Here is a 21773-nt window from a genome sequence, read left to right on the forward strand (position 1 = left end):
GTTATTAATAATTCTCATAATAATGTTCTCAATTGTGATGTTTCATCTTAAATATAGGACAAAATTTTACCATCTGTTAACAAAATAGTCCTAACCACCCTACTTTCAGAGCACTAAGATTAAATTACGTTGCTTATTCGTTATTAGTAAGCAAACGAAAGGAGAAATATCATGAATACATTAATTAAGCACATTAAAGCGTTCATTGCCGACGAAGAGGGTTTAACCATTGTCGAGTATGTTGTTGGCGCTGCGGTCATTGCAACGGTTCTGTTTGGTCTTTTCTCAACCGGGTTCGGCGCACTTGGAACAAAATTAACCGCCATCGTGGGTAATATTTCTGATGGTTCGACACCTTAATCAATATGGATAATTGAGGGCATTGTTACGCCTTTATAGGAAACATTATGATTATTGGCAGTTGGTTAATCCTGTGTGTTATCGCGATATTTGATTTACGTGATAACCGCATACCAAACAGATGGGTGTTGCTACTTATTTTCTCAGCCGTCGCAAACTGGTTCACCGAAATAAGTTGGACGGTAGCAGCAACACACTCTCTTTTAGGAGGCATCGCTCTCTTTTCCGGGGGACTCTGTCTCTATGTGGTCAAAGCAATGGCTGCTGGCGATGTCAAACTGTTAGCCGCTGTAGGATGTTTAGTCGGCTGGGGCAATATCATGCCAGTTACCCTATGTATTAGTTTGTCGGCAGGTATTGTCGCCCTGTTTGTGTTAGCTCAACACACTGCCATGCAGCCTTATAGTGTCAATGAACTGTATCAAAAAGTGAAGTACCGAGCCGTCCACTTAGGGCGTGATCCATTGCAAAGCACTGAGAGTAAGTTAGTCATGCCTTTTGCTCCATCCGTTGTTCTTGGTATGGCACTGTTTGAGTTCCTATCCCTTTAAGGAGCAGTTATGAGCAAAGCAATGAATATTGAAGAGAGAGCCATTGAGGTTCCTCAGATCAAGCCGCCGGCGGTTCCGACCACCAAAGAGGCGTTAAATATACCGACAAATATTCTTGAAGAGCTGCTGCTAAAACACCTTTTGGCTACCCCTCGAATTGATATTATTCAGCTTTCCCAAAAGATGGGCATCATCAGCCGTATTATTGAGGAGCTGATTCAATCTCTGCGACAGAAAGCGATGATTGAGATCTATCAGCCCGAAATAACCCAGCACAACTCGCAAGCGATTCGAAAAAATGTTCTCTACGCCCTCTCTACTAAAGGTGCTGAATCGGCGCAACATATTGCAAAAATTGATACCTACTTAGGCCCTGTTCCCATTCCCATTGAGGAGTACTCCGAGGTCGTCAAGCAGCAGGACATCCAAGAAGCGGGAAATATCACCCGAGAAACCTTAGAGATGGCGATGTTTGATGTATCAGGTGCACAGCAGCTGATTACTCAGTTAGGGCCTGCACTCAACTCTGGTCAAGTTCTGCTTCTTTATGGCGACTCAGGAACGGGGAAAAGTTACATCTCTAAAAAGCTCTCTAGTGCATTTAAAAATACCATTTTCATCCCTCATGCGATTTATGCCGAAGGGAATATTATTAAGTTATTTAGCGCTCTGCATCATAAGCCATATTTAAATGAAGATAACTCAGTGCCTCTGCAGCTCATTGATCATCACGACCGTCGCTGGTTGCTCTGTCACCGTCCGAATATTTTAGTGGGGGGAGAGCTCACCATGGAGATGCTGGAGGTCAATCAAGACAGCATTACCAAGTCCCTACAAGCGCCGCTACAGATGCAAGCCAACAACGGCATGCTGATCGTCGACGATTTAGGTCGGCAGCCAATGCCAGTGCAAACTCTGCTCAATCGATGGATCGTCCCTATGGAAACCAAAGAGGATCACTTTGCCCTTCCCAATGGCCAACAGATCACGGTGCCGTTTAAAGTGACACTGGTTTTTTCAAGTAACTTAAGCCCACACGAAATTGCGGATCCCGCCTTTCTGCGCCGTTTGGGATACAAAATTCAATTTGAGTCCTTAACCGAAAGTGATTATCGAGCTTTGTGGCAAGAGACCAGTTTACGAATGGACATTACTCTGGAAGGGGATTACTTCAACAAGATTCGATTTTTGCATCGAGAAGCCAATTTCCATTACTACCCCTACTTACCCAGAGACATACTCAACATCTGTCGAGACATCATTACCTTTGAACAACTCGACTCGGTTATTACATCCTCACTACTTGAGCAAGCATGGGCACTCTACTTTGCTGCTGACGATAGAGGATAGGAGGCACGAATGAGTAAAAGTCATATCGCCTTACTGTTTTTAGTGTCCGTTGTGCTAGGACTAGCAGCGGTATTTGTCGCACAAAAGTGGATTTCAGGCCAAATACAACCGACCGAAGAGGTCGAAGTGGTGATACGCAAGCCGATCATCATTGCCGCCATTGACATTCCATCAGGGACGGTCATTGAAGACAAACACCTCAAACCTAAGTTAATTGAAGAGGATTGGTTAAGCGACAACCAATTTACTGATACCGAAGAAATTCTAGGAAAAGTACTGGCAAACCACATCTACCAAGATGAGATCATCAGTCGCCAACGAGTCCTCTCAACTGGGGATGGTGCCACCTTAGCGGCACTGATTCCAAAATCAAAACGTGCAGTGACCATTCGAGTTAACGATGTCATCGGGGTGGCCGGGTTTCTACTGCCAGGTAACAAAGTCGATGTACTCAATACCGTCAATCGTAACAAGCGTGTCACCACCACCACGGTATTGAAAGACATTCGCGTATTAGCAGTGGATCAGTCGGCCAAAACTGACGCCAATAAACCCGTTATAGTTCGCGCCGTCACCTTAGAGGTCACTCCACTACAAGCAGAGAAGTTACTCACAGCAAAAGGTAAAGGGGAGATTCAACTCGCCCTGCGTAATCCGTTTGAACCAGAAAAAGAGAAAGTGGTTCGCCGACGTATCGTGACACCGACGGTCACCATCATCAAAGGTACTGACAAAACCAGTATCAAAGTGAAAGAGTAAGGAGGATATGATGCTAATACGACTACTACTATTAACGCTATTTTTAAGCAGCCCCCTTATTCATGCGAATACTCAAGCGGGGGAGACGATTACGATTCCTCACCACAAATCGATTCACATCAATTTGCCTGCCAAAGCCAAAAGAGTGTCGCTGGGTGATCCCGAAGTGCTGGATATTGTGATGCTCAAATCCAATGAGGTGTTTTTAATTGGTAAAAAACTAGGCTCAACCAACTTAATGGCATGGGACAGTAAAGGTGTCCTGATTGAGTCGCTCAACTTAGAGGTCACCCATGATCTCAATAGCCTAAAAACCAAGCTGTTTGAGTTTCTGCCCAGTGAAGTTATCAAAGTACACAGCAGTCAAAACAAACTGATCCTCAGCGGAAAAGTGAGCAGCCAATCGGTGATGGATATGGTGATAAAAATTGCCCAAACCTACACCGCTGATAACGCCATCGACCAAGAGAAAGCCAACGAGAATGTGTCCAGTAGCGCCATCATTAACTTGATGACGATTGGTGGAGCCCATCAGGTGATGTTAGAGGTCACCGTTGCAGAAGTTCAACGTAGCTTAGTTCGCCGCTTTGACTCCAACTTCCACTTTTTCAATCAAGGCAGCAATGTCGGTTGGGGAGCCACCACCGCTGGCGGAATCATCGATGATTTAAACGGGGCCGTTCAACCGGTATTTAATAATCCAGGCGTAGATAGCTCGGGTTTCTTAGCCACTTTTGTCGATAGCAGTACCCTGTTTACCTTAGCGCTAGATGTGGCTAAACAAAATGGGGTCGCCAAAGTACTGGCAGAGCCTAACTTAACCGCGCTAAGTGGCACGCAAGCCGAATTCTTAGCGGGGGGAGAGTACCCCATTCCAGTTCCAGACGATGACGGTATTACCATTGAATATAAAGAGTATGGGGTCGGACTAACCTTTATCCCTCACGTGCTGAGCGATAAAAAGATCAACCTTAATTTGTCCGTCAATGTCAGTGAAATTGCCAATACCAGCTCGTTAACCATTACTCCAGGAAGCGGTAATGCCACCTATGTCATCCCACCGCTGACCAAAAGAAGTGTCTCATCCACCCTAGAGCTGGCCGATGGGCAAACCATAGGTATTGCAGGGCTATTGAGCGAAAACATTCGAGACATTAACAGTAAAATTCCAGGTTTTGGTGATATTCCAGTATTGGGGCAACTGTTTACTAGTAAAGAGTACATCAAAGGCGAGACCGAGCTGATTATTTTAGTCACTCCTCGACTGGCCAAACCGGTTGATAGAGACAAAATCACGCTACCCACCGATGGGTTTGTAGAGCCTAACGACCTTGAGTTCTATCTGCTGGGTAAACGCGCTGAAATCAATAAAGTGGAAGAGAGTGAAAATGAATCTGTCACCGAAGAGATAATCAGCAGCGACCAACGTGGCGGCCCTGAAGGCAAATTTGGTCACAGCTTATGAGGATCAAACCGATGAAAATAATCACACTAATCATTGCCACACTGATCACCATGGTGGGGTGTGTAAATCACTCACCGGAACCGCTGGGGCAAACCGTTGCAAGCTTAAGAGCCGAGCAGACTTATAACAGCGAAGCCAGTGTACAAAACTCCGGTTATGTGCCCGACTTTAGTGGTGAAAGGGCTCAGGCTGCACTGTTGATCTACAACAGTCCTAAAATCCCAAAAAATATAGAGGGTGAACAGAGTAAATCACAAACCTTGCAGATCGTTACCCCATAAAACTCTCTTTGGAGGCATGATGAACAGCGTTAAAAGCAATATCAAGGGTTATAAAAAGCAACAAGGGATGGTGTTAGTGCTGGTCACTGCATCACTGCTGTTGCTGTTTGGTTTTGCCGCTTTCAGCCTCGATGTGAATCACACCATATTAAACAAATCACGCCTACAGAACAGTGTTGATGCCGCCGCGCTCTCTGGTGCACTGCTGCTGGTCAACGGAAAAACCAATGCCGAAGTGACTGCCGCCATCAATACCACGCTAACCACGGTTTCAACGGCTACTGGTAACACAGAAATGGACATGGGCAGTGCGAGTATCTCTGTGTTTTTCTCTAATGATCCGCAAACTTTTCCAGACCCCTCTTATGTCACAACGGGTGATACCTATGTCAGGGTCAAAGTGAGCAATATGCCACTCGCGAATTACTTTGTGCAGATGTTTGGTATCAACAAAACCGTTTCAGCCAGTGCCGTCGCCGGTCCTAGTGCAGCCCTTACCGTCGTGTGTAACGTGGTGCCTGTAGCCGTGTGTGCTGACAGCTCAGCAGGAAGTGGTTCCACCCATCACCTAGGCTACAATTTTGGTGAAACCTACGCCATAAAAATGGCGGATCAAAATCAAACTACTATGGGGCCAGGTAACTTTCAACTGCTCGACTTTGGATCTGGCGCCAGTGATGTACGCCAAGGGTTAGCGGGGGATTATGCCGGCTGTATCGATATTAACAACCAAGTTCAAACGAAACCTGGTGCAACGGTGGGTCCGGTAGCTCAAGGGGTTAATACCCGTCTTAATATCTATTCTGGCGGCGGTGTAAACAGTGCAGACTACCCGCCCGATATTTATGTAAAGCAGCCCTCAAGCCCGGCGGTATTAGAAAACGATGGTTCAGTCACTCAACCCAATTGGGGCTACTCCGATTATAACTCCGAAGTTGGGGGCTGCCCAGGTGCTTCAAACTGTACCTCTGGTGATGAGGGTCGACGAATTTTAGCCGTCCCCTTAGTCGATTGCAGTGGTTCATCTGGCGGGACCACAATGCTCGATACCATTGGTCTAGGCTGTTTCTTTTTAGGTCAACAGGTGTCAGGGTCAAACAGCGGTAATGGCGGCGTTCTTTATGGTGAGTTTATTGAAGAGTGCACCGCTGCAAACGGATCTACCGGTACCAGCCCAACATCAACTGGCCCATTAAAAATTGTTCTCTACAACGATCCACTTAGTGAGGAGTCCTAGTATGACTTCACATAAACACCATCAGTCAGGTTTAGCCGCGGTAGAGTTGGCAATCACATTGCCAATTTTGCTGTTACTGCTGGTTGGTGTCAGTGAGCTGGGGCGCGCCATGATCCAGTACAACACCTTGAATAAAGCCGTGCAAAATGGTGCTCGCTATGCCATCACCGATATCTACGGCACCAATTCCGCTACTCAACTTGCCGATAGCACCAACATTAAAAATATCGTGATCTACGGAAATAAGGGGGGAACGGGGACCAAAGTATTACATAACTTGACCGCTAGCGATGTGAGCATTAATCAGTCAGGTAACTATGTCACCATCACGGCCTCTTACAACTTCACGCCACATTTCGCCAAATTGCCCTCTTTCTTTGGTTATGGTGGCGACTCACTGAGCTTTGGTTTTAGTGCCTCTACTGCCATGAGGACATCGCCATGACATTTTTTAAGATGACACATAGACAGCAAAAGCCGAGATCCAAACAACAAGGCATCGCACTGGTCGAATTCACTCTGATCGCCACCTTTTTACTTTTTCTGTTAATTGGCATTATGGAGATGGCCCGTCTTATGTACTCCATGCAGTCACTCAGTGAGATGACACGTCGAGGCGCTCGCTTAGCCGCGGTCTGTTATGTCAGCGATCAAAGTGATATTCCGGCACTGAATTCCATCGTCAATATCGCGCCAAAAGGATTTCTTCCCCAACACTTAATCATTGAGTATCTTGATGCTGATGGTGTCGCGATCAGTGGGGATCTCACCACCAATACCAATTTTGCTCAGATTCGATTTGTCAGCGCTCGAATTGACGCCTTCAACTATCAACTGCTGATCCCATTTGTCACCTTAAACTTAACGGACTTTGTTCCCTCGTTTCAAACCATTATTCCAGCCGAAAGTCTTGGTGTTCTTCGGCCGACGTCATCCAACCCCACCGCAATCACCAACTGTTAGGAGGATAAGATGAGCGACTTAATCAATCTCATCCCAAAAAATAGCACGGATAGACTGCCTGGCTTAAAAACCAATGTCACAGTCTGGCTTGTCTACTCCACTGAAACCTTCCATAAACACATGGATACAGAGCTCTCTCAGTGCCGCAATCTTACGCTTGAGCATCTCTTTTTTGAGCATATTAACAATACCAGCATGGAGCAGCTCACCGTTCCTGATCTGCTGTTTGTGGAAGCGAGCGGTAACTGGGCCTCTCAACTCGGTAAGCTTCAGCAGTTTGACTTTGGTAGTGATAATCATCAAGCGGCTCTGATCATATTTGGTAATGAGAGTGACAACAGTTCACTCAAAACAGCACTGCGTATAGGCGCTTCAGATTTCCTCTCAAACAGTGCCACCATCGCCGAGCTCTATCCCATCTTAAAAATGACGGCTGAAGAGAAGCTCGCCAACAGACAATATGGCGAGCTGTGCCTGTTTATTAACTCAAAAGGTGGCGCTGGGGCAACCACGTTAGCCCTCAATACGGCCACAGATTTAGCCAATGCTCACCCAAACAAAGTGATCATCCTGGATCTAGATTACCAATATGAGGTGATTACCGAATACCTAAACATTGTCCCGAAATACAGTTTGCTGGATGTGTTAGACAACCTAAATGATCTTGATGAAAGCTCGTTAAACGGCTTAGTGACCAAACACGACTCTGGACTGCACATACTGAGCTTTCAACGTAATGAGCGTCATGAGAGCCAAGAAAAAATGGAACTGTTAGGTAAGCTGATTTTAACGCTTCGTCAATATTATCCCTATGTGATTATTGACCTATCCAAAGGGATTGATGCCTTTGCCGATAATATCGTTACCCCAGCCACCCAACTGTTTATTGTCACCCAGCAAAATTTAGTGTCACTAAAACACACCAACCTCATCTTGCACGATCTACAGATGGAGTATGGGGTGTCGATGGATCGTATTGAAGTCTTGGTAAATCGATTTGATAAACGCCAATCGATCAAACTAAAAGATATCGCCGATACACTGCCCAATCATGTCAACATCCGAGTTATTCCGAATGATTTCAAGGTCGTGATTGAAAGCGCCAACCTTGGCAAACCATTAATGGAAGTGAATAAAAAGAGCCAAGTCGCTAAAGCACTCGCAGCCCTTTCCAGACATATTGGGCCACAAAAAGAAGTAAAAGAGAGCTGGTTTAAGCGGTTATTCTCTTAAACATATCATCAGGACAAGGGGGAAAATATGTTTTTCAAAAGAAACAATATTAATCCTGAATTTGAAAAAAAAGCGGCCATGAAAGAGCTCGTTCAAGAAGAGCAGAAAAGTGTGCCTGAACCTGAAGTGGCGCCTCACATGGAACCCGAAAAAGTGGCTCCAATCCGCGATCCTAGGGATGAAGAGCAACTGCTTCGCAGTCAAGTAGAGAATAAAAAACACCTTGAACATGAGCAAGAGACTAAACACTACTTTCATCGTAAACTATTAGAAACCCTGGATTTAGGTCTTCTGACTACCCTGAACGAAGAGTCGGCACACAAAGAGTTACACAGTGCCATCATCCAGTTGATGCAAGATGACCCTAACCCATTGAGTTCAGAGGCCAGAAAACGAATTATCCGCCAGATCGAAGATGAAGTGTTTGGACTAGGGCCCCTTGAGCCACTGTTATCCGATAAAACCATCTCAGATATTCTGGTCAACGGCCCTAAAAAGATCTTCATAGAGCGCTTCGGTAAACTAGAAGAGGCGCCACAAACCTTTCTCGATGACCAACATTTACGTAATATCATCGACCGTATTGTCAGTAACGTGGGCCGACGTATTGATGAGACCTCTCCCATGGTGGATGCGAGACTGGCTGATGGCTCTAGGGTGAACGCCATCATTCCACCACTGGCCATTGATGGGCCTTCGGTCTCTATCCGTCGTTTTGCGGTCGACAAGCTTAATATGGAAAACTTGCTCACTATTAACAGCCTCTCCCAAGACATGGCGCGCTTTATTCATGCGGTCATTCAAGGGGAACTGAATGTGTTGATTGCTGGGGGAACCGGCTCAGGGAAAACCACCACGCTCAATATTATGTCCGATTACATCCCCAAAGATGAACGCATCATCACCATAGAAGATTCCGCCGAACTGCAGCTGCAACATCCACACATTATCCGCTTAGAAACCCGACCAATGAACTTGGAAGGCAAAGGGGAGATCAGCCAGCGCGACTTGGTGAAAAATGCGCTGCGTATGCGCCCTGATCGAATCGTGATTGGGGAAGTAAGGGGTAGTGAAGCAGTGGATATGTTAGCTGCCATGAATACTGGTCATGATGGCTCACTTACCACCATACATGCCAATACCCCACGAGATGCATTAAGTCGAATCGAAAATATGTTTGCCATGGCAGGCTGGAACATCACCACAAAAAACCTACGCGCTCAAATCGCCTCAGCGATTCATATTGTGGTGCAGATGGAACGCCAAGAAGATGGTAAACGCCGCATGGTAAGCATTCAAGAGATAAACGGCATGGAGGGAGATATCATCACCATGTCTGAGATATTTAACTTCCAACGGGTAGGCATCGATGAGAAGGGCAACATACTCGGTCACTACTCCGCCACCGGCATTGTACCCAGTTTTCATGACGCCTTAGTACGACGTGGGATTGATATTCCGTTTGAACTCTTTAGCGAAACCACCGGTTAAAAGGAGGCTCCCATGGTCAGTGATCTCACCCTATTTTTAATCTTACTGTTTTTTTCCGTGCTGTTTGTTTCCCAAGCATTGATTCTTCCTAGTGCGGGCAGTAAAGCCAAACATAAAGCCTTAACTAAGCGCTTAAGAACGTCTCAAATTAACGATAGTAAAGGCCAGTCGATTCTGAAAGAGCACTATTTGAAAGGGCTAACCACGTTTGAAAAAAATGCTATTCAAATTCAGTTTTTTGCTGACTTAAAAAGCTCCATTGAGTTATCAGGCATGAAAATGACCTTAGACTTTGCATTAAGTATGAGTTTGATACTGAGCTGTACTATCGCGCTGGTGAGCCATATTTTTAGTGGCAACCCTATCGTTGCCATCGCCTTTTTTATCGGCACCTGGATAGTACTCTACTCTTTGCTCTCCAAAAAGATTGCGGATCGACTGTTTACTCTTGAAGAGCAGCTGCCCGAAGCCTTAGATATCATGAAGCGAGTGCTGAAGTCAGGTCAGCCTTTAACAGAAGCCTTCCGAGAAGTCGGGGATGAGATGGGCGATCCCATCAGTACCGAATTTATTAACACATTCAACCTGCTCAACTATGGCTATGACCTCCGCTTAGCCATTATGCAGTTGGCAGATCGTAACCCTACCGTCTCTATGTTGGCGTTCTCCAGCGCCGTGTTACTGCAAAAGGAGACTGGCGGTAACCTGTCGGAGAACCTCACAAATGTCTCAACTGTATTACGCGCTAGATTTAAATTAGTTCGAAAAATCAAAACCCTATCAGCAGAGAGTAAAATGTCTGCGTGGATTTTGGTGCTGGCACCATTTGGTCTATTTGTCATCATGTACGTGATTCACCCTGAATACGTTGAGCCACTCTACCGGCATCCGCTCGGGTTAAAGATCGTCAGTTTTGGCATTGTGAGCCTATTGATTGGTGCGGCGTGGATCAAAAAAATCATTAATATTGGAGTCTGATCATGATTGACTTTAACAAACTCCTAGAACAAATGTTAAGCGTCGGGATTAGTCGTGAGTGGTTCTTTTTATCACTGATATTGGTCTCAACCATACTGATCGTCATGACCATTGGATTAATGGTCATGGGGCTAAAAAAACCGCTAAAAAAGCGACTTAAGGTCATTACCAGTGATGAAAAAACAGCGAGAAGCACTAAGAAAAAAATTGAAAACACCTTAGAGTCCTTAGAACCACTTATCTCCCCTAATAATATTAAAGAGCAAGAGAGTACACGTCATAAGCTAATGCATGCGGGTTTTCATCAACAAAATGCGCTGCCTCTTTTCTATGGCATTAAGTTTTTCACTAGTGTTATCGGCATCATAGTCGGAATATTTATCTACCTATTTTACTCTGAATTTACAGGAAACTTAGGTGTGAGTGTCATGATTTTAGCACTCGGTATCGGGCTATTTTTACCCAATTTTGTGTTAAACCGTATTATCAAAAATAGGCAGCACCGACTACGAGAAGCGGTTCCAGATGCGTTAGATCTGCTGTTGGTGTGTACCGAGTCGGGGCTAGGCTTAAACGCAGCACTCATCCGTGTCTCTCATGAACTTAGCATCTCTCATCCTGAGTTCTCTGATGAGTTGGACACCGTGTGTGCCAAAATAAAAGCAGGAATGCAGACCCCAGACGCCTTCTCTGAACTCATTTTACGTACCGGCTTAATTGAGATACAAGGGCTCGTCAGCATGTTGGCTCACTCCTCTCGTATTGGTGCCAGTATCGGTAAAACCTTGCGTGACTATAACGAAGATTACCGCGACAAACGCAATCAAGCTGCCGAAGAGGTCGCGGCAAAAATCCCAACCAAAATGATCTTCCCTTTGGTCCTGTTTATCTGGCCATGTTTTTTCATTGTTGCCATTGGGCCAGCTATTTTGCACATGATGGATAGCTTCCTATCAATAAATTAAGGAACGGTTATGAATAGAATAATCCATAAAGTCACCTCCCTTCTTTGCTGTGCTTTACTGCTGGTAGGTTGTGCATCAAAAGAAGACGATAGCGTTGATATGGCGATTTTTAATAATGACCTCTACGACGGCAAACCGATGAGCTCCTCCTCAGACAATAGCCCCCCCATGAACGAAGAGGAGGCGATCATGCGCGGTGACAGCGCTCTGCTGAGAAACAATCTTGATGTCGCGCTGTATGAATACATCCGCTCCATCGGTTTTCCAGAAGCGGAGCATCAAGCCAAAACCCTGTACGCCATCGGGCAGATACATCAAGTTCGCAACAACTTACCGTTAGCGCAAAAGGCCTATCAACAATCTCTCAACTATGACGACAGTTACATCGACTCATTTAGTCAATTAGGGGTGATCTACAGTAAACAGGGGCTGGTCACTCAAGCCAAAAGTTACTTCTACAAAGCGCTCAATGCCGACTTAGCTCGCTTGAACTACGCCAACTTGCCTATCAATGATAGTAGCCTCAATACAACCATGATTACTGAGTTAACCATTGATCCTCAATCCCCTTATGTCGGGTATTTAGGCTTGGGTATTATTTACGATTTAGAGGAGAAGCATGCGATTGCCCAGGCACTCTATCAACGCTCTCTCGACATCAAACCCGATGCAGTGAACACCTTGATAAGTTTTGGTTATTCGCGCTATATGAGTAAGTCTTATTCGAAAGCGGAGGCGTTAACAAGACAGGCACTAAAACTGGACAGCGATAACGAAAAAGCGATCAACAACATGGCGCTGATCTATCTGGCACAAGGCATGAATGGCCGAGCACTCAACATTTTTATGCAACAGATGGATGAGTCTAAAGCGCTTAACAATGTCGGTTATTTTTTACTGATTAACGATAAACCGGCTGAAGCCGTCACCTACTTCCAACAAGCGATCGACAAAGAGCCCACTTACTATAAAGTCGCCAACGACAACCTCTCTCGAGCACTAGCGGTCATGCGTGCAGAAGGGATGTAAAAAAAACCGTAGCCACTGCTGGCTACGGTTTTTTAATTGTTCATCTTTTAACAACTAAGAGTAAATGAATCGCTTACGCTTGAGTATCGATGTTGTTGGCTGCTGCTTTTGACACCATCACCATCGCAGGGCGGATCACACGGCCATTTAACTCATAGCCTTTTTGCATCACCATCATGACAGTGTTTGGTTCGTGATCAGCACTCTCTTGAATTGACATCGCTTGATGGAATTCAGGGTTAAACACTTCACCTTCTGGGTTGATCTCTTTCAGGTTGAATTTACCTAGTGTGTCAGCAAACGTTTTAAGAGTCAGCTCAACACCTTCTAACATCGGCTTAACCGCTTCGTTCTCTTTGTCACCACTTTGAACCGCACGTTCAAGGTTATCCATGACAGGAAGAAGCTCACCAGCGAAACGTTCAATAGCGAATTTACGCGCTTTTTCCATCTCTTGCTCATTACGACGACGCATGTTTTCTACGTCAGCCTTGGCACGAAGGACCGAGTCTTGTTGATCTTTCACTGTCGCTTGGCTCTTAAGCAATGCAGCTTCTAACTCAGCAATTTTCGCTGCTGATTCATCGTCTTCATTCCAATCGATATCGGCATCACTACCAACCGCTTGAGCATCCATCTCTTCAATAACACTCTCTTGTTGTAGCTCTTCTTCGTTTGGCATTGCTTTATCGTTGCTCATGATCACTCCAGAAATCTTAAATCTATTACCACTATGTACATAATTTTCGTATAGTGGATCTCTATGCCCATATTATGGGGTCAAAAATCGATGATTCAAGCATAAATCGCGCAAAATTTAATATAGAATCACACCAAGACGTACTTTTTACGGGTTCCGGATATGAACAAAACTTTTAAAGTGATTGCTATCATTGGCAAACCACGCGATCCGAATGCTTCGCACACCCACAGAACTATCTATCACTGGTTAAACGCGCAAGGTTATACCGTTCTTCTCGATGATCGCCTCAATGAGACCCTAACCGATCTTCCAGAAGAGTGTTTTTGTAGCCTGCTCAGCATTGGCCAGCATGCCGATCTTGCTATTGTTATTGGTGGTGACGGTAATATGCTCGGGGCAGCCAGAGTGCTGTCGCGTTTTGACATCTCTGTGATTGGAGTGAATCGTGGTAATCTCGGTTTCTTAACCGATCTTGATCCCGATGACTTTGAAGCGCCACTGCAAACGGTATTAAATGGTGAATTTGTTACCGAAGAACGTTTCTTGCTAGAAGCGGAAGTTCACCGTCATGGCGAAGTAAAAAGCCACAACTCCGCACTTAACGAAGCCGTCTTGCACCCCGGGCAAGTGGCGAAAATGATTGAGTTTGAAGTCTATATCGATAATGTCTTTGCCTTCTCGTTACGTGCCGATGGCCTGATTGTCTCGACGCCGACGGGCTCAACCGCCTATTCACTCTCTGGTGGAGGTCCGATCCTCTCTCCAAACTTGAACGCCCTTTCGTTAGTGCCAATGTTCCCACACACTCTATCAAGCAGGCCGTTAGTGGTCGAAGGCAACAGCAGAATTAAACTGCTTATTTCGCCGGATAACCGTGGCACCCAAGAGATAAGTTGTGATGGACAAGTCTCTCTGCCTGTCTCTCCTGGGGACGAAGTGCATATTTTTCAAAGCACTTGCAAGCTGAAATTGGTACACCCAAAGAACTACAGCTACTACCACGTCCTGCGAAATAAATTGGGTTGGTCAAGCAAACTCTTCTAACCTCACATTTTTACTCTCTGATCTTTACTGTATAAAGAAACAGTATATACTGTTTCTTTATACAGTGTTTTTATCTAGTAGAGAGATCGCATCATGCTTGCTCATATTACCGTTAATAACTTTGCCATTGTTAAGTCACTAGAGCTCGAACTTAGCTCAGGAATGACCACCATTACTGGCGAAACTGGCGCGGGTAAATCCATCGCCATCGATGCCTTAGGCTTGTGTTTGGGTGACCGAGCTGAAGCCTCTATGGTTCGCCAAGGTGAAGAGAAAGCCGATGTGAGCGCCCTATTTCTATTAGAGAACAACCTCAACGCCACACGCTGGTTGCAAGAGAATGAACTGCTCGATGGTGACGAGTGCATTGTACGCCGTATCATCACCAAAGAGGGCCGCTCTCGTGGTTACATCAATGGCAATCCGGTGCCCGCTTCGCAACTGAAAACCTTAGGCCAACGCTTAATCAATATTCATGGCCAGCACCAGCACCATCACCTGATGAAATCGGACTACCAACTGGCGATGCTGGATCAATACGCTGGACATCAGGGTCTGCTAACCAAAACCAAACAGGCTTACCAAACGTGGCGCCAAGCAGACAATGCGCTGCAACAACTGATTCAAAACAGCCAAGATAACGAAGCACAAAAACAGCTGTTGCAGTATCAGATTAAAGAGCTGAATGAACTTGCCCTAGCCGAAGAGGAGTTCAATCAACTGGAGGAGGATCATAAACGTCTTTCCAACAGCGGTCAGTTGGCCACCACCTGTGAGCAAGTGATCAATAACCTCTACGAAGGGGATGACGTTAACGCCCTACAACTGCTGCAGTGCGCCCGCAGCAGTTTGCAAGAGCTAGCTGGCCTAGATAACGAACTCGCTTCGCTGCCTGCCATGTTAGATGACGCCATCATTCAGGTTGAAGAGGCCAATAATGAGCTTCGCTCCTACTTAGACAAACTTGAAGTGAACCCAGAGCAGATCATGTTGGTGGAAGAGCGCTACTCGTCGGTAATGAGTGTGGCGCGAAAACACCACGTTCTCCCTGAAGAGCTGTATGCCCATCATCAACAGTTATTGAAAGAGTTTGAGAGCCTAGACTGCTCAGAAGAGAAATTGCAAGAGCGCGCTGATGAAGTGCAGCAACATAAACTCAGCTTCATCACTCAGGCGGAAAAACTGAGTAAGAGCCGCCTACGTTATGCCAAAGAGCTCAACAGCAAAATCACCAAAAGCATGCATGAACTGAGCATGGAGAAAGCCAAATTTGAGATCACCTTCACCACCGATGCAGAGAACCATCTGTCGCCGCTGGGTATCGATACGGTGATATTCCAAGTGTCGACCAATCCAGGTCAACCGATTCAACCTATCGCCAAAGTGGCTTCCGGTGGCGAACTGTCTCGTATTTCACTGGCTATTCAAGTGATCACCGCGCAGAAGGTGGATACCCCAAGTCTTATTTTTGATGAGGTTGATGTGGGGATCAGTGGCCCAACCGCTGCTGTGGTTGGTAAAATGCTGCGCACCTTAGGCAACTCAACCCAAGTGATGTGTGTGACTCACCTGCCGCAAGTCGCCGGCTGTGGCCACCAGCAGTTATTTGTGTCAAAACAGACCAAAGCGGGAAAAACAGAGACGAAAATGCACAACTTAGACCAAACTCAGCGTATTAATGAGTTGGCTCGTCTGTTGGGTGGCAGTGAGATCACCGATTCAACATTGGCCAACGCCAAAGAGTTGCTTATTGCCGCTTAAATGAGCAATTAATAGAAATTAGTGCAACCTATTTCAAATTTTGCAGTCATAGTTAGGATTATTCAATCAGGGTTCTTACTTCTTAGGTGAGCTTGGTTTATCATCCCACTACATTATGAAATAGGTATTAGCCGTCCAACTATGCAACATTTATTATCAATGCCATTAAAAAAATGGATACTCTCACTACCTATTCTATTAGGCCTATTAAGCGGGTGTGCTTTTGTTGAACCTTTGGTGTATCGCATCGATATCAGCCAAGGCAACTACGTTGAGCAAAAAGCGGTCGACAAACTTAAATTTGGCATGACCTACGATCAAGTACGCTTTGTACTGGGTACACCGATGTTGATAGAGAATGGATTACCCGATACGTGGTACTACATCTACCACTTCACCAAAGGTCATGGCGATCCAGAACAGAAGAATCTCATTGTCAACTTCTCTGAACAGAAGACATTAATGACGATAACGGGTGACTTCCCGCAAAGCGAGAGCTTCTACGACAGTCTTAACTGATTATCCGTGATTAAAAACAGCCAAAAACAGAAAAGCTCGTCATGATGACGAGCTTTTTTATTGGGATTCAGACTCTGCTCTTCTGGCTGCAGCTGCGGCTTTCTTCTCTGTTTTCTCAGCCATCAATTTTTGCGCAGCCTCTTTTTTATCACGGGCGACTTTGCGCATTCTGATCTCTTTAGGATCGGCAAGCAGTGGGCGGTATATCTCAATGCGGTCTCGGTTTCTAACGGTCGCGTCTAATTTGACGTTACGGCTAAACACCCCAATCTTATTCACCTTAAGATCGATATCAGGATAGAGCTCTAATACGCCAGACTGCTGGATGATCTCTTCCACGGTCTGATCGCTGCGAACCACCAAGTTAAGTACTTTCTGCTCATTGGGCAGCGGATAGACCACCTCAACTTGAATCATATTATCACTAGTCATAAATCACTTTCGCTCGTTGAGTAAACGCGTTTACCATATTAGAGGTAAGCTCTTTAAATATCTTACCAAACGCCATCTCAACCAGCGCATTGGTAAACTCAAAATCAAGCTTCAGCTCAATCTTACACGCATCGGCATCCAGCTCAGTAAAGTGCCAGCCACCGGCTAAGGTTTTGAAGGGGCCGTCAACCAAGTTCATGGCAATCTGCTGACCGTCAGTTAAGGTGTTTGAGGTTGTGAAGGTCTTGCTAATGCCCGCTTTAGAGACATCCACCGACGCCGTCATCGAGTCCTCTGTGGTCGCTAATACTTTTGAACCCACACACCCGGGAAGAAATTGCGGGTATGCATGAACATCATTAACCAGATCAAACATCTGCTTTGCACTAAACGGCACCAACGCAGAACGACAAACTTGCGGCATAACCAATCCTTAAATCCAAACTTATGACAAATAATACCATTTTGAAAGCAAGAGTCAGTACAAAATGATTCCCCAATCAGAAAGCAGTCCGTATAATGGTGGGATTATGGCTAAAAATAAATCTAAATCAAAAGCGGGCAGCAATACGATTGTATTGAACAAGCAAGCCCGTCGCGAATATTTCATCGACGATGAAATCGAAGCCGGACTCGAACTCCAGGGCTGGGAAGTTAAATCTCTTCGTGAAAGCAAAGTAAATATTGCGGAAAGCTACGTCTTTTTACGTAACGGCGAAGCGTTCTTAAGTGGTATGAATATCACCCCTCTTCAACAGGCATCAACTCATGTTGTTGCTGATCCAACACGCACTCGCAAACTGCTGCTGAGTCGTCGTGAACTGGATAACCTGCTTGGTCGCGTAAACCGAGAAGGTATGACACTGGTCGCGGTCTCCATGTATTGGGTTCGCTCTTGGGTGAAGCTCAAGATTGGTGTTGCTAAAGGTAAGAAATTGCACGATAAACGTACAGATATGAAAGAAAAAGATTGGAATCGCGATAAAGCTCGTATCATGAAGAGCAGTCTGCGTTAATCTTAACCACTTGATTCGGTAGGCACTAGACAGAACCTTAATTTCTGTTACTATCGTTTCGTTCTACTTAGGGGCTGATTCAGGATTCGACGGGAATTTTGCAACCTTAGGAGCATGCCGTGGGGCGGTTGGCCACGTAAAAAGCCGCAAAAAAATAGTCGCAAACGACGAAAACTACGCACTAGCAGCTTAATAACCTGCTCAGAGCTCTCTTACCCTAGCTTCCGCTTGTAAGACGGGGAATAATAAGAGATCAAACCCAAACGAGATCGTATGGACGCTCCCTCCTGAGAGCCGAAGTACTAAATATAATTCAGGATAGTTATTAGATGGCGTGTCGGTTCGCAGTCTGGTAGCGAAATTAAAGATCGACTAAGCATGTAGCGCCAACGGCGAACGGTTCTCGGACGGGGGTTCAAATCCCCCCAGCTCCACCAATTTAAACCCCTGCAATCAATAGGTTGCAGGGGTTTTTCGTTTTAGTGGCGGTTAAATGGCGGTGGTTTTTGTATATCTTTGATTATTTATAGAGGTCTATAGTGCATGTGTAAGTAGTCAGTTCTTTAACGTGATAAAGTTCAGGCGATTCAACCAAATTTTCTTGAGTACTAGAAGCAGTGTACAATTCATAGCTCAAAGTAGTTATTGCTAGCGTACTCAACAAAGCAGGAAGGGCGACATCAAGTACAAGCCATCTCCAAGATTGACTCTTAACTAAACTGTCATACCAGTTATCAAACCGATTCATCGAAGCAGATATACGAATATTATTAATTGTCCTCTGTTGTTCATTAATTGCATTTGTCAAATTATTAAACCGATCAGAGATTACACTTTCGCTCACTCCCTTCAATGATTCATTTTTTAAAGATTTAACCCAATCTTCAATCTGTGCCCATTGTTTTTCATTATTAGTAATCTGATTTAAAAAGGCATTCTGTTGCTCTAGCATCCAAACATAAAAATTAGAGTTTTCATCCTTTCCATAGTGATCTGTTGGGGCATGTTGGTCACCAAACATCGCACCTGTATTACCTCTAACCTCTACGTGTTTTGTTCCTGTTAGCCTTACACGCCAGTACATGAAGTGATTTTTAACCAACCATAAGTAATGAACTGACTCATAGATAATTACTATTAATAAAACCTTGTAAACTAGTTCTGACGTAATATTGTTAAACTGAATTCCTCCCAAAAAACGAGAATCTGGCGATATTTGAAGGTCGAGAAAACTGAATACTATCGCAGCAGCTGCGCTTACAATTAAGTTTCTTCTTATTTTCTCTTCATAAGCAGTAACTTCAAGCGAACTCGGCGCCTTCATTAATTGTTCAATCTGTTCCTTATCTTCAATACTTAATTCATCTAGTTGTGATCGCTTTTTAAAGGCAACACTAAAGCTTTTCCTCAAATATACTGCTAAGAGTAAAATCGTCGCTACTCTTCCATCCTCAGTCACACCATATGTTACCAACCACAATAAACTTAGTTTAATTAAAAACTCACAATTCATAATACCTCCCATGTAAGATCACACGCACTATACAGAAAGCCATACCATTAGACGAATTGATTAGGAAGATATGAGTTAATATTTAGGTTGAGTACCAATATTGAACAATACTAAGCCAGAGTCTAGAATGGAATTTCATCATCAAAATCCATTGGCGGTTCATTATATTTCTTCGGGTTTTGCTGAGGTCTTTGTAGAGGTCTTTGCTGTTTTGGCCGCATGAGTTCATCAAGCATGCCTTCATTCTCAAGTACAAATTCAATACCGTCAGATGTTAGTTTATAGCCATACCATTGATTACCATTTATATCACCTTCATTGATTCGGTCTACAATGCCCGCTCGTTCAAGTTTCATTAATGACACGTTATATCTAAGAGGACTTAATGAATCATTCATTGATTCCAAGTCAAATTGACTAATTGCATCAAAGTTGTTTATTGACACAACTAAGCTTGCGATCATGCGATGACAATCATCGGTTAATTCGTAAGTTTTATGCTTACTACCTAGCTTAATGAAGTCTTTGGTTTTTTTATCAAAACGTCCTAGCGTGCCCATGACTTTGATAAATTTAGAGCATGCAGCATTAACAGCAGAATCTAAATCTCCATCTCCTCGTTCAGCGTTATAATCCATAGTATTCAAGCCAAGCAAGTCTGTTGGCATATGAAGTATTACATCACGTGGTTTCAGAATGAAACAACGCTCTTGCCCTAACGAACCGATGAACAAACCAAGCTCGAATAATACGTTATCTCTAACAGATTGAACTGTAGAGTTTCGCATTTTTGTAATGTCGTCTGGAGAGAAAATAAATAGTGCAAAATCAACGTTACTTGCTTTTTCAGTAAGTGAATTGAGAGTGCTGCCACCTGGTGCAAAAATATTTGGCCAAAGAGTTCCTTCAGCTTTTCTATCCATACATGTGTTGCAAGCGGACGCAACTTCGTAACTTTCTGAAGACGAGCCGATAAAAATTCTAGGTAAGTTCATGAATAGTCCTTTTTTTTCTTTTAGAGTAACACTGACCTGTAGTGCAAAAAAGTAAGTAACCGACTCATATTAAATCAAATTTCGATCTCATTTTGTTATGTATAACGAATATTACTAGTAACAAAAATGAACTAGGCCGCCGATAGTAGTATTAAGTTAGTATTCAGAAATAAACCTCAATAACTCACCATCATATTCCCCACGTTCACATTCAAATCGGTACCTTTCTCACTGGTTGCTTTATCTACCCTGACAGGCGTTTCAGACTTAATCGTGAGTGCTACTTCAGCCTGACTTTTCACGGTTTGATTAGTTAGTGGTGTGGCTTTTGACATTGGAATAATGTTGCCTGATAAGCCCTGACTCTCTTGTCCGTTTGCTCTTCTGGTTAGGGTTTCATCGGTGTTGATACCTATTTGGGCATTCTTATCTTTTATCTGACTCAGCTTCTCTTTGAGGCTATCCACCTCACCACCTGCAGACTCTAAAGAAGTTTTCCAGCCATCGGGGATCAGTGCATCAGGCAGCATATTTATCATCGCCTTAATACCATCCCATACCCAGCCAATTGCATCACTGACCGCTTTCAGTACCACATCAAAGCCGATGAATTTATCAATCAAATAGGTAACGGCAATAATCGCAGCGCCAACCCTATGCATTGCTCTGCACTGTTCATGCGCGCACAAGAAACCATCGGTAAGTACACCTATAAGCCAAATGCTTACAGTTGCGCTTCAAAGTCAGCATTTCTCATTAACTCTTTTATGTCATATTTTAACTGCTTACGTTTCATCATCGAAAACACCTTAATCAATCATACTGAATAGTCTAGCTTCACTTTCTACTATTATCACAATGTTCCTAGTTTTATTAACGTATGAACATAAAAATGGAAATGCTAACGATTTGAATTTACTAGCTCAAGTCTCCCTAGAGCCGAATTATAGGTAAGTAAAACCAACGGTTTTACTTGCTCTGCTTTGAGCAAGGTAAGTCCTATCCCTTCCTTTCCATCTACATAGACTTTTTAGAAGGTTTCTAGATAGAACTRCATTAAAGTTCATYTACATAGACTTTTTAGAAGRTTTCTAGATAGAACTACATTAAAGTTCATCTACATAGACT

The 21773-nt window shown here is 44.3% G+C and carries 24 protein-coding genes and 1 other RNA gene; 19 read left to right on the plus strand and 6 right to left on the minus strand.

From position 1 onward, the window contains the following. The first annotated feature begins 171 nt into the window (after positions 1 to 171). The 14 genes from L4C32_RS16640 to L4C32_RS16705 are packed head-to-tail and all read left to right on the plus strand — an operon-like array spanning position 172 to position 12662. Positions 172 to 360: a Flp family type IVb pilin gene (locus L4C32_RS16640; protein WP_428198021.1), complete on the plus strand. Its 189-nt coding sequence runs from the start codon at positions 172 to 174 to the stop codon at positions 358 to 360. Positions 361 to 407: 47 nt separating this feature from the next. Then, positions 408 to 911: an A24 family peptidase gene (locus tag L4C32_RS16645; protein WP_428198022.1), complete on the plus strand. Its 504-nt coding sequence runs from the start codon at positions 408 to 410 to the stop codon at positions 909 to 911. A gap of 9 nt (positions 912 to 920) precedes the next feature. After that, a complete protein-coding gene (locus L4C32_RS16650) occupies positions 921 to 2261 on the plus strand; it encodes a DUF8689 domain-containing protein (RefSeq protein ID WP_428198023.1) in 1341 nt (446 codons plus the stop codon). Positions 2262 to 2270: 9 nt separating this feature from the next. Further along, positions 2271 to 3020: a Flp pilus assembly protein CpaB gene (gene cpaB, locus L4C32_RS16655; RefSeq protein ID WP_428198024.1), complete on the plus strand. Its 750-nt coding sequence runs from the start codon at positions 2271 to 2273 to the stop codon at positions 3018 to 3020. A 10-nt stretch (positions 3021 to 3030) separates the two neighbouring features. Continuing rightward, positions 3031 to 4485 carry a type II and III secretion system protein family protein gene (locus L4C32_RS16660; protein WP_428198025.1) on the plus strand — a complete coding sequence of 485 codons (1455 nt, stop codon included), beginning with the start codon at positions 3031 to 3033 and terminating at the stop codon, positions 4483 to 4485. Between the two features lie 11 nt (positions 4486 to 4496). Then, positions 4497 to 4766 carry a hypothetical protein gene (locus tag L4C32_RS16665; protein WP_428198026.1) on the plus strand — a complete coding sequence of 90 codons (270 nt, stop codon included), beginning with the start codon at positions 4497 to 4499 and terminating at the stop codon, positions 4764 to 4766. A 19-nt stretch (positions 4767 to 4785) separates the two neighbouring features. Then, complete coding sequence (locus tag L4C32_RS16670) at positions 4786 to 6003, plus strand: pilus assembly protein TadG-related protein (protein ID WP_428198027.1); 1218 nt, start codon at positions 4786 to 4788, stop codon at positions 6001 to 6003. Between the two features lies 1 nt (position 6004). After that, a complete protein-coding gene (locus L4C32_RS16675; protein WP_428198028.1) occupies positions 6005 to 6448 on the plus strand; it encodes a TadE/TadG family type IV pilus assembly protein in 444 nt (147 codons plus the stop codon). Then, positions 6445 to 6966 (plus strand): TadE/TadG family type IV pilus assembly protein, encoded by a 522-nt coding sequence (locus L4C32_RS16680; protein ID WP_428198029.1) that lies wholly within the window; start codon positions 6445 to 6447, stop codon positions 6964 to 6966. The genes L4C32_RS16675 and L4C32_RS16680 overlap by 4 nt, the downstream gene beginning before the upstream one ends. Positions 6967 to 6975: 9 nt before the next feature. Continuing rightward, positions 6976 to 8199, plus strand: a complete 1224-nt coding sequence (locus L4C32_RS16685) for a CpaE/TadZ family protein (RefSeq protein ID WP_428198030.1) — start codon at positions 6976 to 6978, stop codon at positions 8197 to 8199. A gap of 27 nt (positions 8200 to 8226) precedes the next feature. After that, complete coding sequence (locus tag L4C32_RS16690) at positions 8227 to 9690, plus strand: TadA family conjugal transfer-associated ATPase (protein WP_428198031.1); 1464 nt, start codon at positions 8227 to 8229, stop codon at positions 9688 to 9690. A 12-nt stretch (positions 9691 to 9702) separates the two neighbouring features. Next, positions 9703 to 10668, plus strand: coding sequence for a type II secretion system F family protein (locus tag L4C32_RS16695; RefSeq protein ID WP_428198032.1), 966 nt, complete (start codon positions 9703 to 9705; stop codon positions 10666 to 10668). 2 nt (positions 10669 to 10670) lie between these two features. Continuing rightward, the gene (locus tag L4C32_RS16700) at positions 10671 to 11633 is read left to right on the plus strand and encodes a type II secretion system F family protein (RefSeq protein ID WP_428198033.1); all 963 of its coding nucleotides are present in this window, start codon (positions 10671 to 10673) and stop codon (positions 11631 to 11633) included. A gap of 9 nt (positions 11634 to 11642) precedes the next feature. Then, on the plus strand, positions 11643 to 12662 hold the full coding sequence (locus L4C32_RS16705) for a tetratricopeptide repeat protein (RefSeq protein ID WP_428198034.1): 1020 nt from the start codon (positions 11643 to 11645) through the stop codon (positions 12660 to 12662). A gap of 73 nt (positions 12663 to 12735) precedes the next feature. Here the strand turns inward: L4C32_RS16705 and grpE are convergent, their stop codons facing one another. Continuing rightward, positions 12736 to 13362 (minus strand): nucleotide exchange factor GrpE, encoded by a 627-nt coding sequence (gene grpE, locus L4C32_RS16710; RefSeq protein ID WP_428198035.1) that lies wholly within the window; start codon positions 13360 to 13362, stop codon positions 12736 to 12738. A 162-nt stretch (positions 13363 to 13524) separates the two neighbouring features. Here grpE and nadK point away from each other — a divergent pair, with 162 nt between their 5' ends. The 3 genes from nadK (at position 13525) to L4C32_RS16725 (ending at position 16689) form a co-directional block, all read left to right on the plus strand. Next, positions 13525 to 14409, plus strand: coding sequence for an NAD(+) kinase (gene nadK, locus L4C32_RS16715; protein WP_428198036.1), 885 nt, complete (start codon positions 13525 to 13527; stop codon positions 14407 to 14409). Between the two features lie 93 nt (positions 14410 to 14502). Next, positions 14503 to 16170, plus strand: a complete 1668-nt coding sequence (recN, locus tag L4C32_RS16720) for a DNA repair protein RecN (protein WP_428198037.1) — start codon at positions 14503 to 14505, stop codon at positions 16168 to 16170. Between the two features lie 159 nt (positions 16171 to 16329). Continuing rightward, positions 16330 to 16689 carry an outer membrane protein assembly factor BamE gene (locus L4C32_RS16725; RefSeq protein ID WP_428198044.1) on the plus strand — a complete coding sequence of 120 codons (360 nt, stop codon included), beginning with the start codon at positions 16330 to 16332 and terminating at the stop codon, positions 16687 to 16689. 57 nt (positions 16690 to 16746) lie between these two features. Here the strand turns inward: L4C32_RS16725 and L4C32_RS16730 are convergent, their stop codons facing one another. Then, a complete protein-coding gene (locus L4C32_RS16730; RefSeq protein ID WP_428198038.1) occupies positions 16747 to 17121 on the minus strand; it encodes an RnfH family protein in 375 nt (124 codons plus the stop codon). After that, positions 17114 to 17545, minus strand: coding sequence for an SRPBCC family protein (locus L4C32_RS16735; RefSeq protein ID WP_428198039.1), 432 nt, complete (start codon positions 17543 to 17545; stop codon positions 17114 to 17116). The genes L4C32_RS16730 and L4C32_RS16735 overlap by 8 nt, the downstream gene beginning before the upstream one ends. 106 nt (positions 17546 to 17651) lie before the next feature. Here L4C32_RS16735 and smpB point away from each other — a divergent pair, with 106 nt between their 5' ends. Both smpB and ssrA read left to right on the plus strand, forming a co-directional pair. Further along, positions 17652 to 18137 carry an SsrA-binding protein SmpB gene (gene smpB, locus L4C32_RS16740; protein ID WP_428198040.1) on the plus strand — a complete coding sequence of 162 codons (486 nt, stop codon included), beginning with the start codon at positions 17652 to 17654 and terminating at the stop codon, positions 18135 to 18137. Positions 18138 to 18207: 70 nt separating this feature from the next. Then, positions 18208 to 18574: a transfer-messenger RNA gene (ssrA, locus tag L4C32_RS16745) on the plus strand. An 83-nt stretch (positions 18575 to 18657) separates the two neighbouring features. Here the strand turns inward: ssrA and L4C32_RS16750 are convergent. The 3 genes from L4C32_RS16750 to L4C32_RS16760 form a co-directional block, all read right to left on the minus strand. After that, positions 18658 to 19650: a hypothetical protein gene (locus L4C32_RS16750; protein ID WP_428198041.1), complete on the minus strand. Its 993-nt coding sequence runs from the start codon at positions 19648 to 19650 to the stop codon at positions 18658 to 18660. Positions 19651 to 19772: 122 nt separating this feature from the next. Then, positions 19773 to 20645, minus strand: coding sequence for a TIR domain-containing protein (locus L4C32_RS16755; protein ID WP_428198042.1), 873 nt, complete (start codon positions 20643 to 20645; stop codon positions 19773 to 19775). Positions 20646 to 20821: 176 nt separating this feature from the next. Further along, positions 20822 to 21307: a hypothetical protein gene (locus L4C32_RS16760; RefSeq protein ID WP_428198043.1), complete on the minus strand. Its 486-nt coding sequence runs from the start codon at positions 21305 to 21307 to the stop codon at positions 20822 to 20824. Between the last annotated feature and the right edge of the window lie 466 nt (positions 21308 to 21773).

Source organism: Aliivibrio kagoshimensis, from assembly GCF_050337105.1.
Taxonomy (GTDB): domain Bacteria; phylum Pseudomonadota; class Gammaproteobacteria; order Enterobacterales; family Vibrionaceae; genus Aliivibrio_A; species Aliivibrio_A kagoshimensis.

Excerpts from the sequence above, each read along its gene's own strand:
- L4C32_RS16640 (WP_428198021.1), top strand. The coding sequence starts at position 172 with ATGAATACATTAATTAAGCACATTAAAGCGTTCATTGCCGACGAAGAG.
- L4C32_RS16645 (WP_428198022.1), top strand. The coding sequence starts at position 408 with ATGATTATTGGCAGTTGGTTAATCCTGTGTGTTATCGCGATATTTGAT.
- L4C32_RS16650 (WP_428198023.1), top strand. The coding sequence starts at position 921 with ATGAGCAAAGCAATGAATATTGAAGAGAGAGCCATTGAGGTTCCTCAG.
- cpaB (WP_428198024.1), top strand. The coding sequence starts at position 2,271 with ATGAGTAAAAGTCATATCGCCTTACTGTTTTTAGTGTCCGTTGTGCTA.
- L4C32_RS16660 (WP_428198025.1), top strand. The coding sequence starts at position 3,031 with ATGCTAATACGACTACTACTATTAACGCTATTTTTAAGCAGCCCCCTT.
- L4C32_RS16665 (WP_428198026.1), top strand. The coding sequence starts at position 4,497 with ATGAAAATAATCACACTAATCATTGCCACACTGATCACCATGGTGGGG.
- L4C32_RS16670 (WP_428198027.1), top strand. The coding sequence starts at position 4,786 with ATGAACAGCGTTAAAAGCAATATCAAGGGTTATAAAAAGCAACAAGGG.
- L4C32_RS16675 (WP_428198028.1), top strand. The coding sequence starts at position 6,005 with ATGACTTCACATAAACACCATCAGTCAGGTTTAGCCGCGGTAGAGTTG.
- L4C32_RS16680 (WP_428198029.1), top strand. The coding sequence starts at position 6,445 with ATGACATTTTTTAAGATGACACATAGACAGCAAAAGCCGAGATCCAAA.
- L4C32_RS16685 (WP_428198030.1), top strand. The coding sequence starts at position 6,976 with ATGAGCGACTTAATCAATCTCATCCCAAAAAATAGCACGGATAGACTG.
- L4C32_RS16690 (WP_428198031.1), top strand. The coding sequence starts at position 8,227 with ATGTTTTTCAAAAGAAACAATATTAATCCTGAATTTGAAAAAAAAGCG.
- L4C32_RS16695 (WP_428198032.1), top strand. The coding sequence starts at position 9,703 with ATGGTCAGTGATCTCACCCTATTTTTAATCTTACTGTTTTTTTCCGTG.
- L4C32_RS16700 (WP_428198033.1), top strand. The coding sequence starts at position 10,671 with ATGATTGACTTTAACAAACTCCTAGAACAAATGTTAAGCGTCGGGATT.
- L4C32_RS16705 (WP_428198034.1), top strand. The coding sequence starts at position 11,643 with ATGAATAGAATAATCCATAAAGTCACCTCCCTTCTTTGCTGTGCTTTA.
- grpE (WP_428198035.1), bottom strand. The coding sequence starts at position 13,362 with ATGAGCAACGATAAAGCAATGCCAAACGAAGAAGAGCTACAACAAGAG.
- nadK (WP_428198036.1), top strand. The coding sequence starts at position 13,525 with ATGAACAAAACTTTTAAAGTGATTGCTATCATTGGCAAACCACGCGAT.
- recN (WP_428198037.1), top strand. The coding sequence starts at position 14,503 with ATGCTTGCTCATATTACCGTTAATAACTTTGCCATTGTTAAGTCACTA.
- L4C32_RS16725 (WP_428198044.1), top strand. The coding sequence starts at position 16,330 with ATGCCATTAAAAAAATGGATACTCTCACTACCTATTCTATTAGGCCTA.
- L4C32_RS16730 (WP_428198038.1), bottom strand. The coding sequence starts at position 17,121 with ATGACTAGTGATAATATGATTCAAGTTGAGGTGGTCTATCCGCTGCCC.
- L4C32_RS16735 (WP_428198039.1), bottom strand. The coding sequence starts at position 17,545 with ATGCCGCAAGTTTGTCGTTCTGCGTTGGTGCCGTTTAGTGCAAAGCAG.
- smpB (WP_428198040.1), top strand. The coding sequence starts at position 17,652 with ATGGCTAAAAATAAATCTAAATCAAAAGCGGGCAGCAATACGATTGTA.
- L4C32_RS16750 (WP_428198041.1), bottom strand. The coding sequence starts at position 19,650 with ATGAATTGTGAGTTTTTAATTAAACTAAGTTTATTGTGGTTGGTAACA.
- L4C32_RS16755 (WP_428198042.1), bottom strand. The coding sequence starts at position 20,645 with ATGAACTTACCTAGAATTTTTATCGGCTCGTCTTCAGAAAGTTACGAA.
- L4C32_RS16760 (WP_428198043.1), bottom strand. The coding sequence starts at position 21,307 with ATGCATAGGGTTGGCGCTGCGATTATTGCCGTTACCTATTTGATTGAT.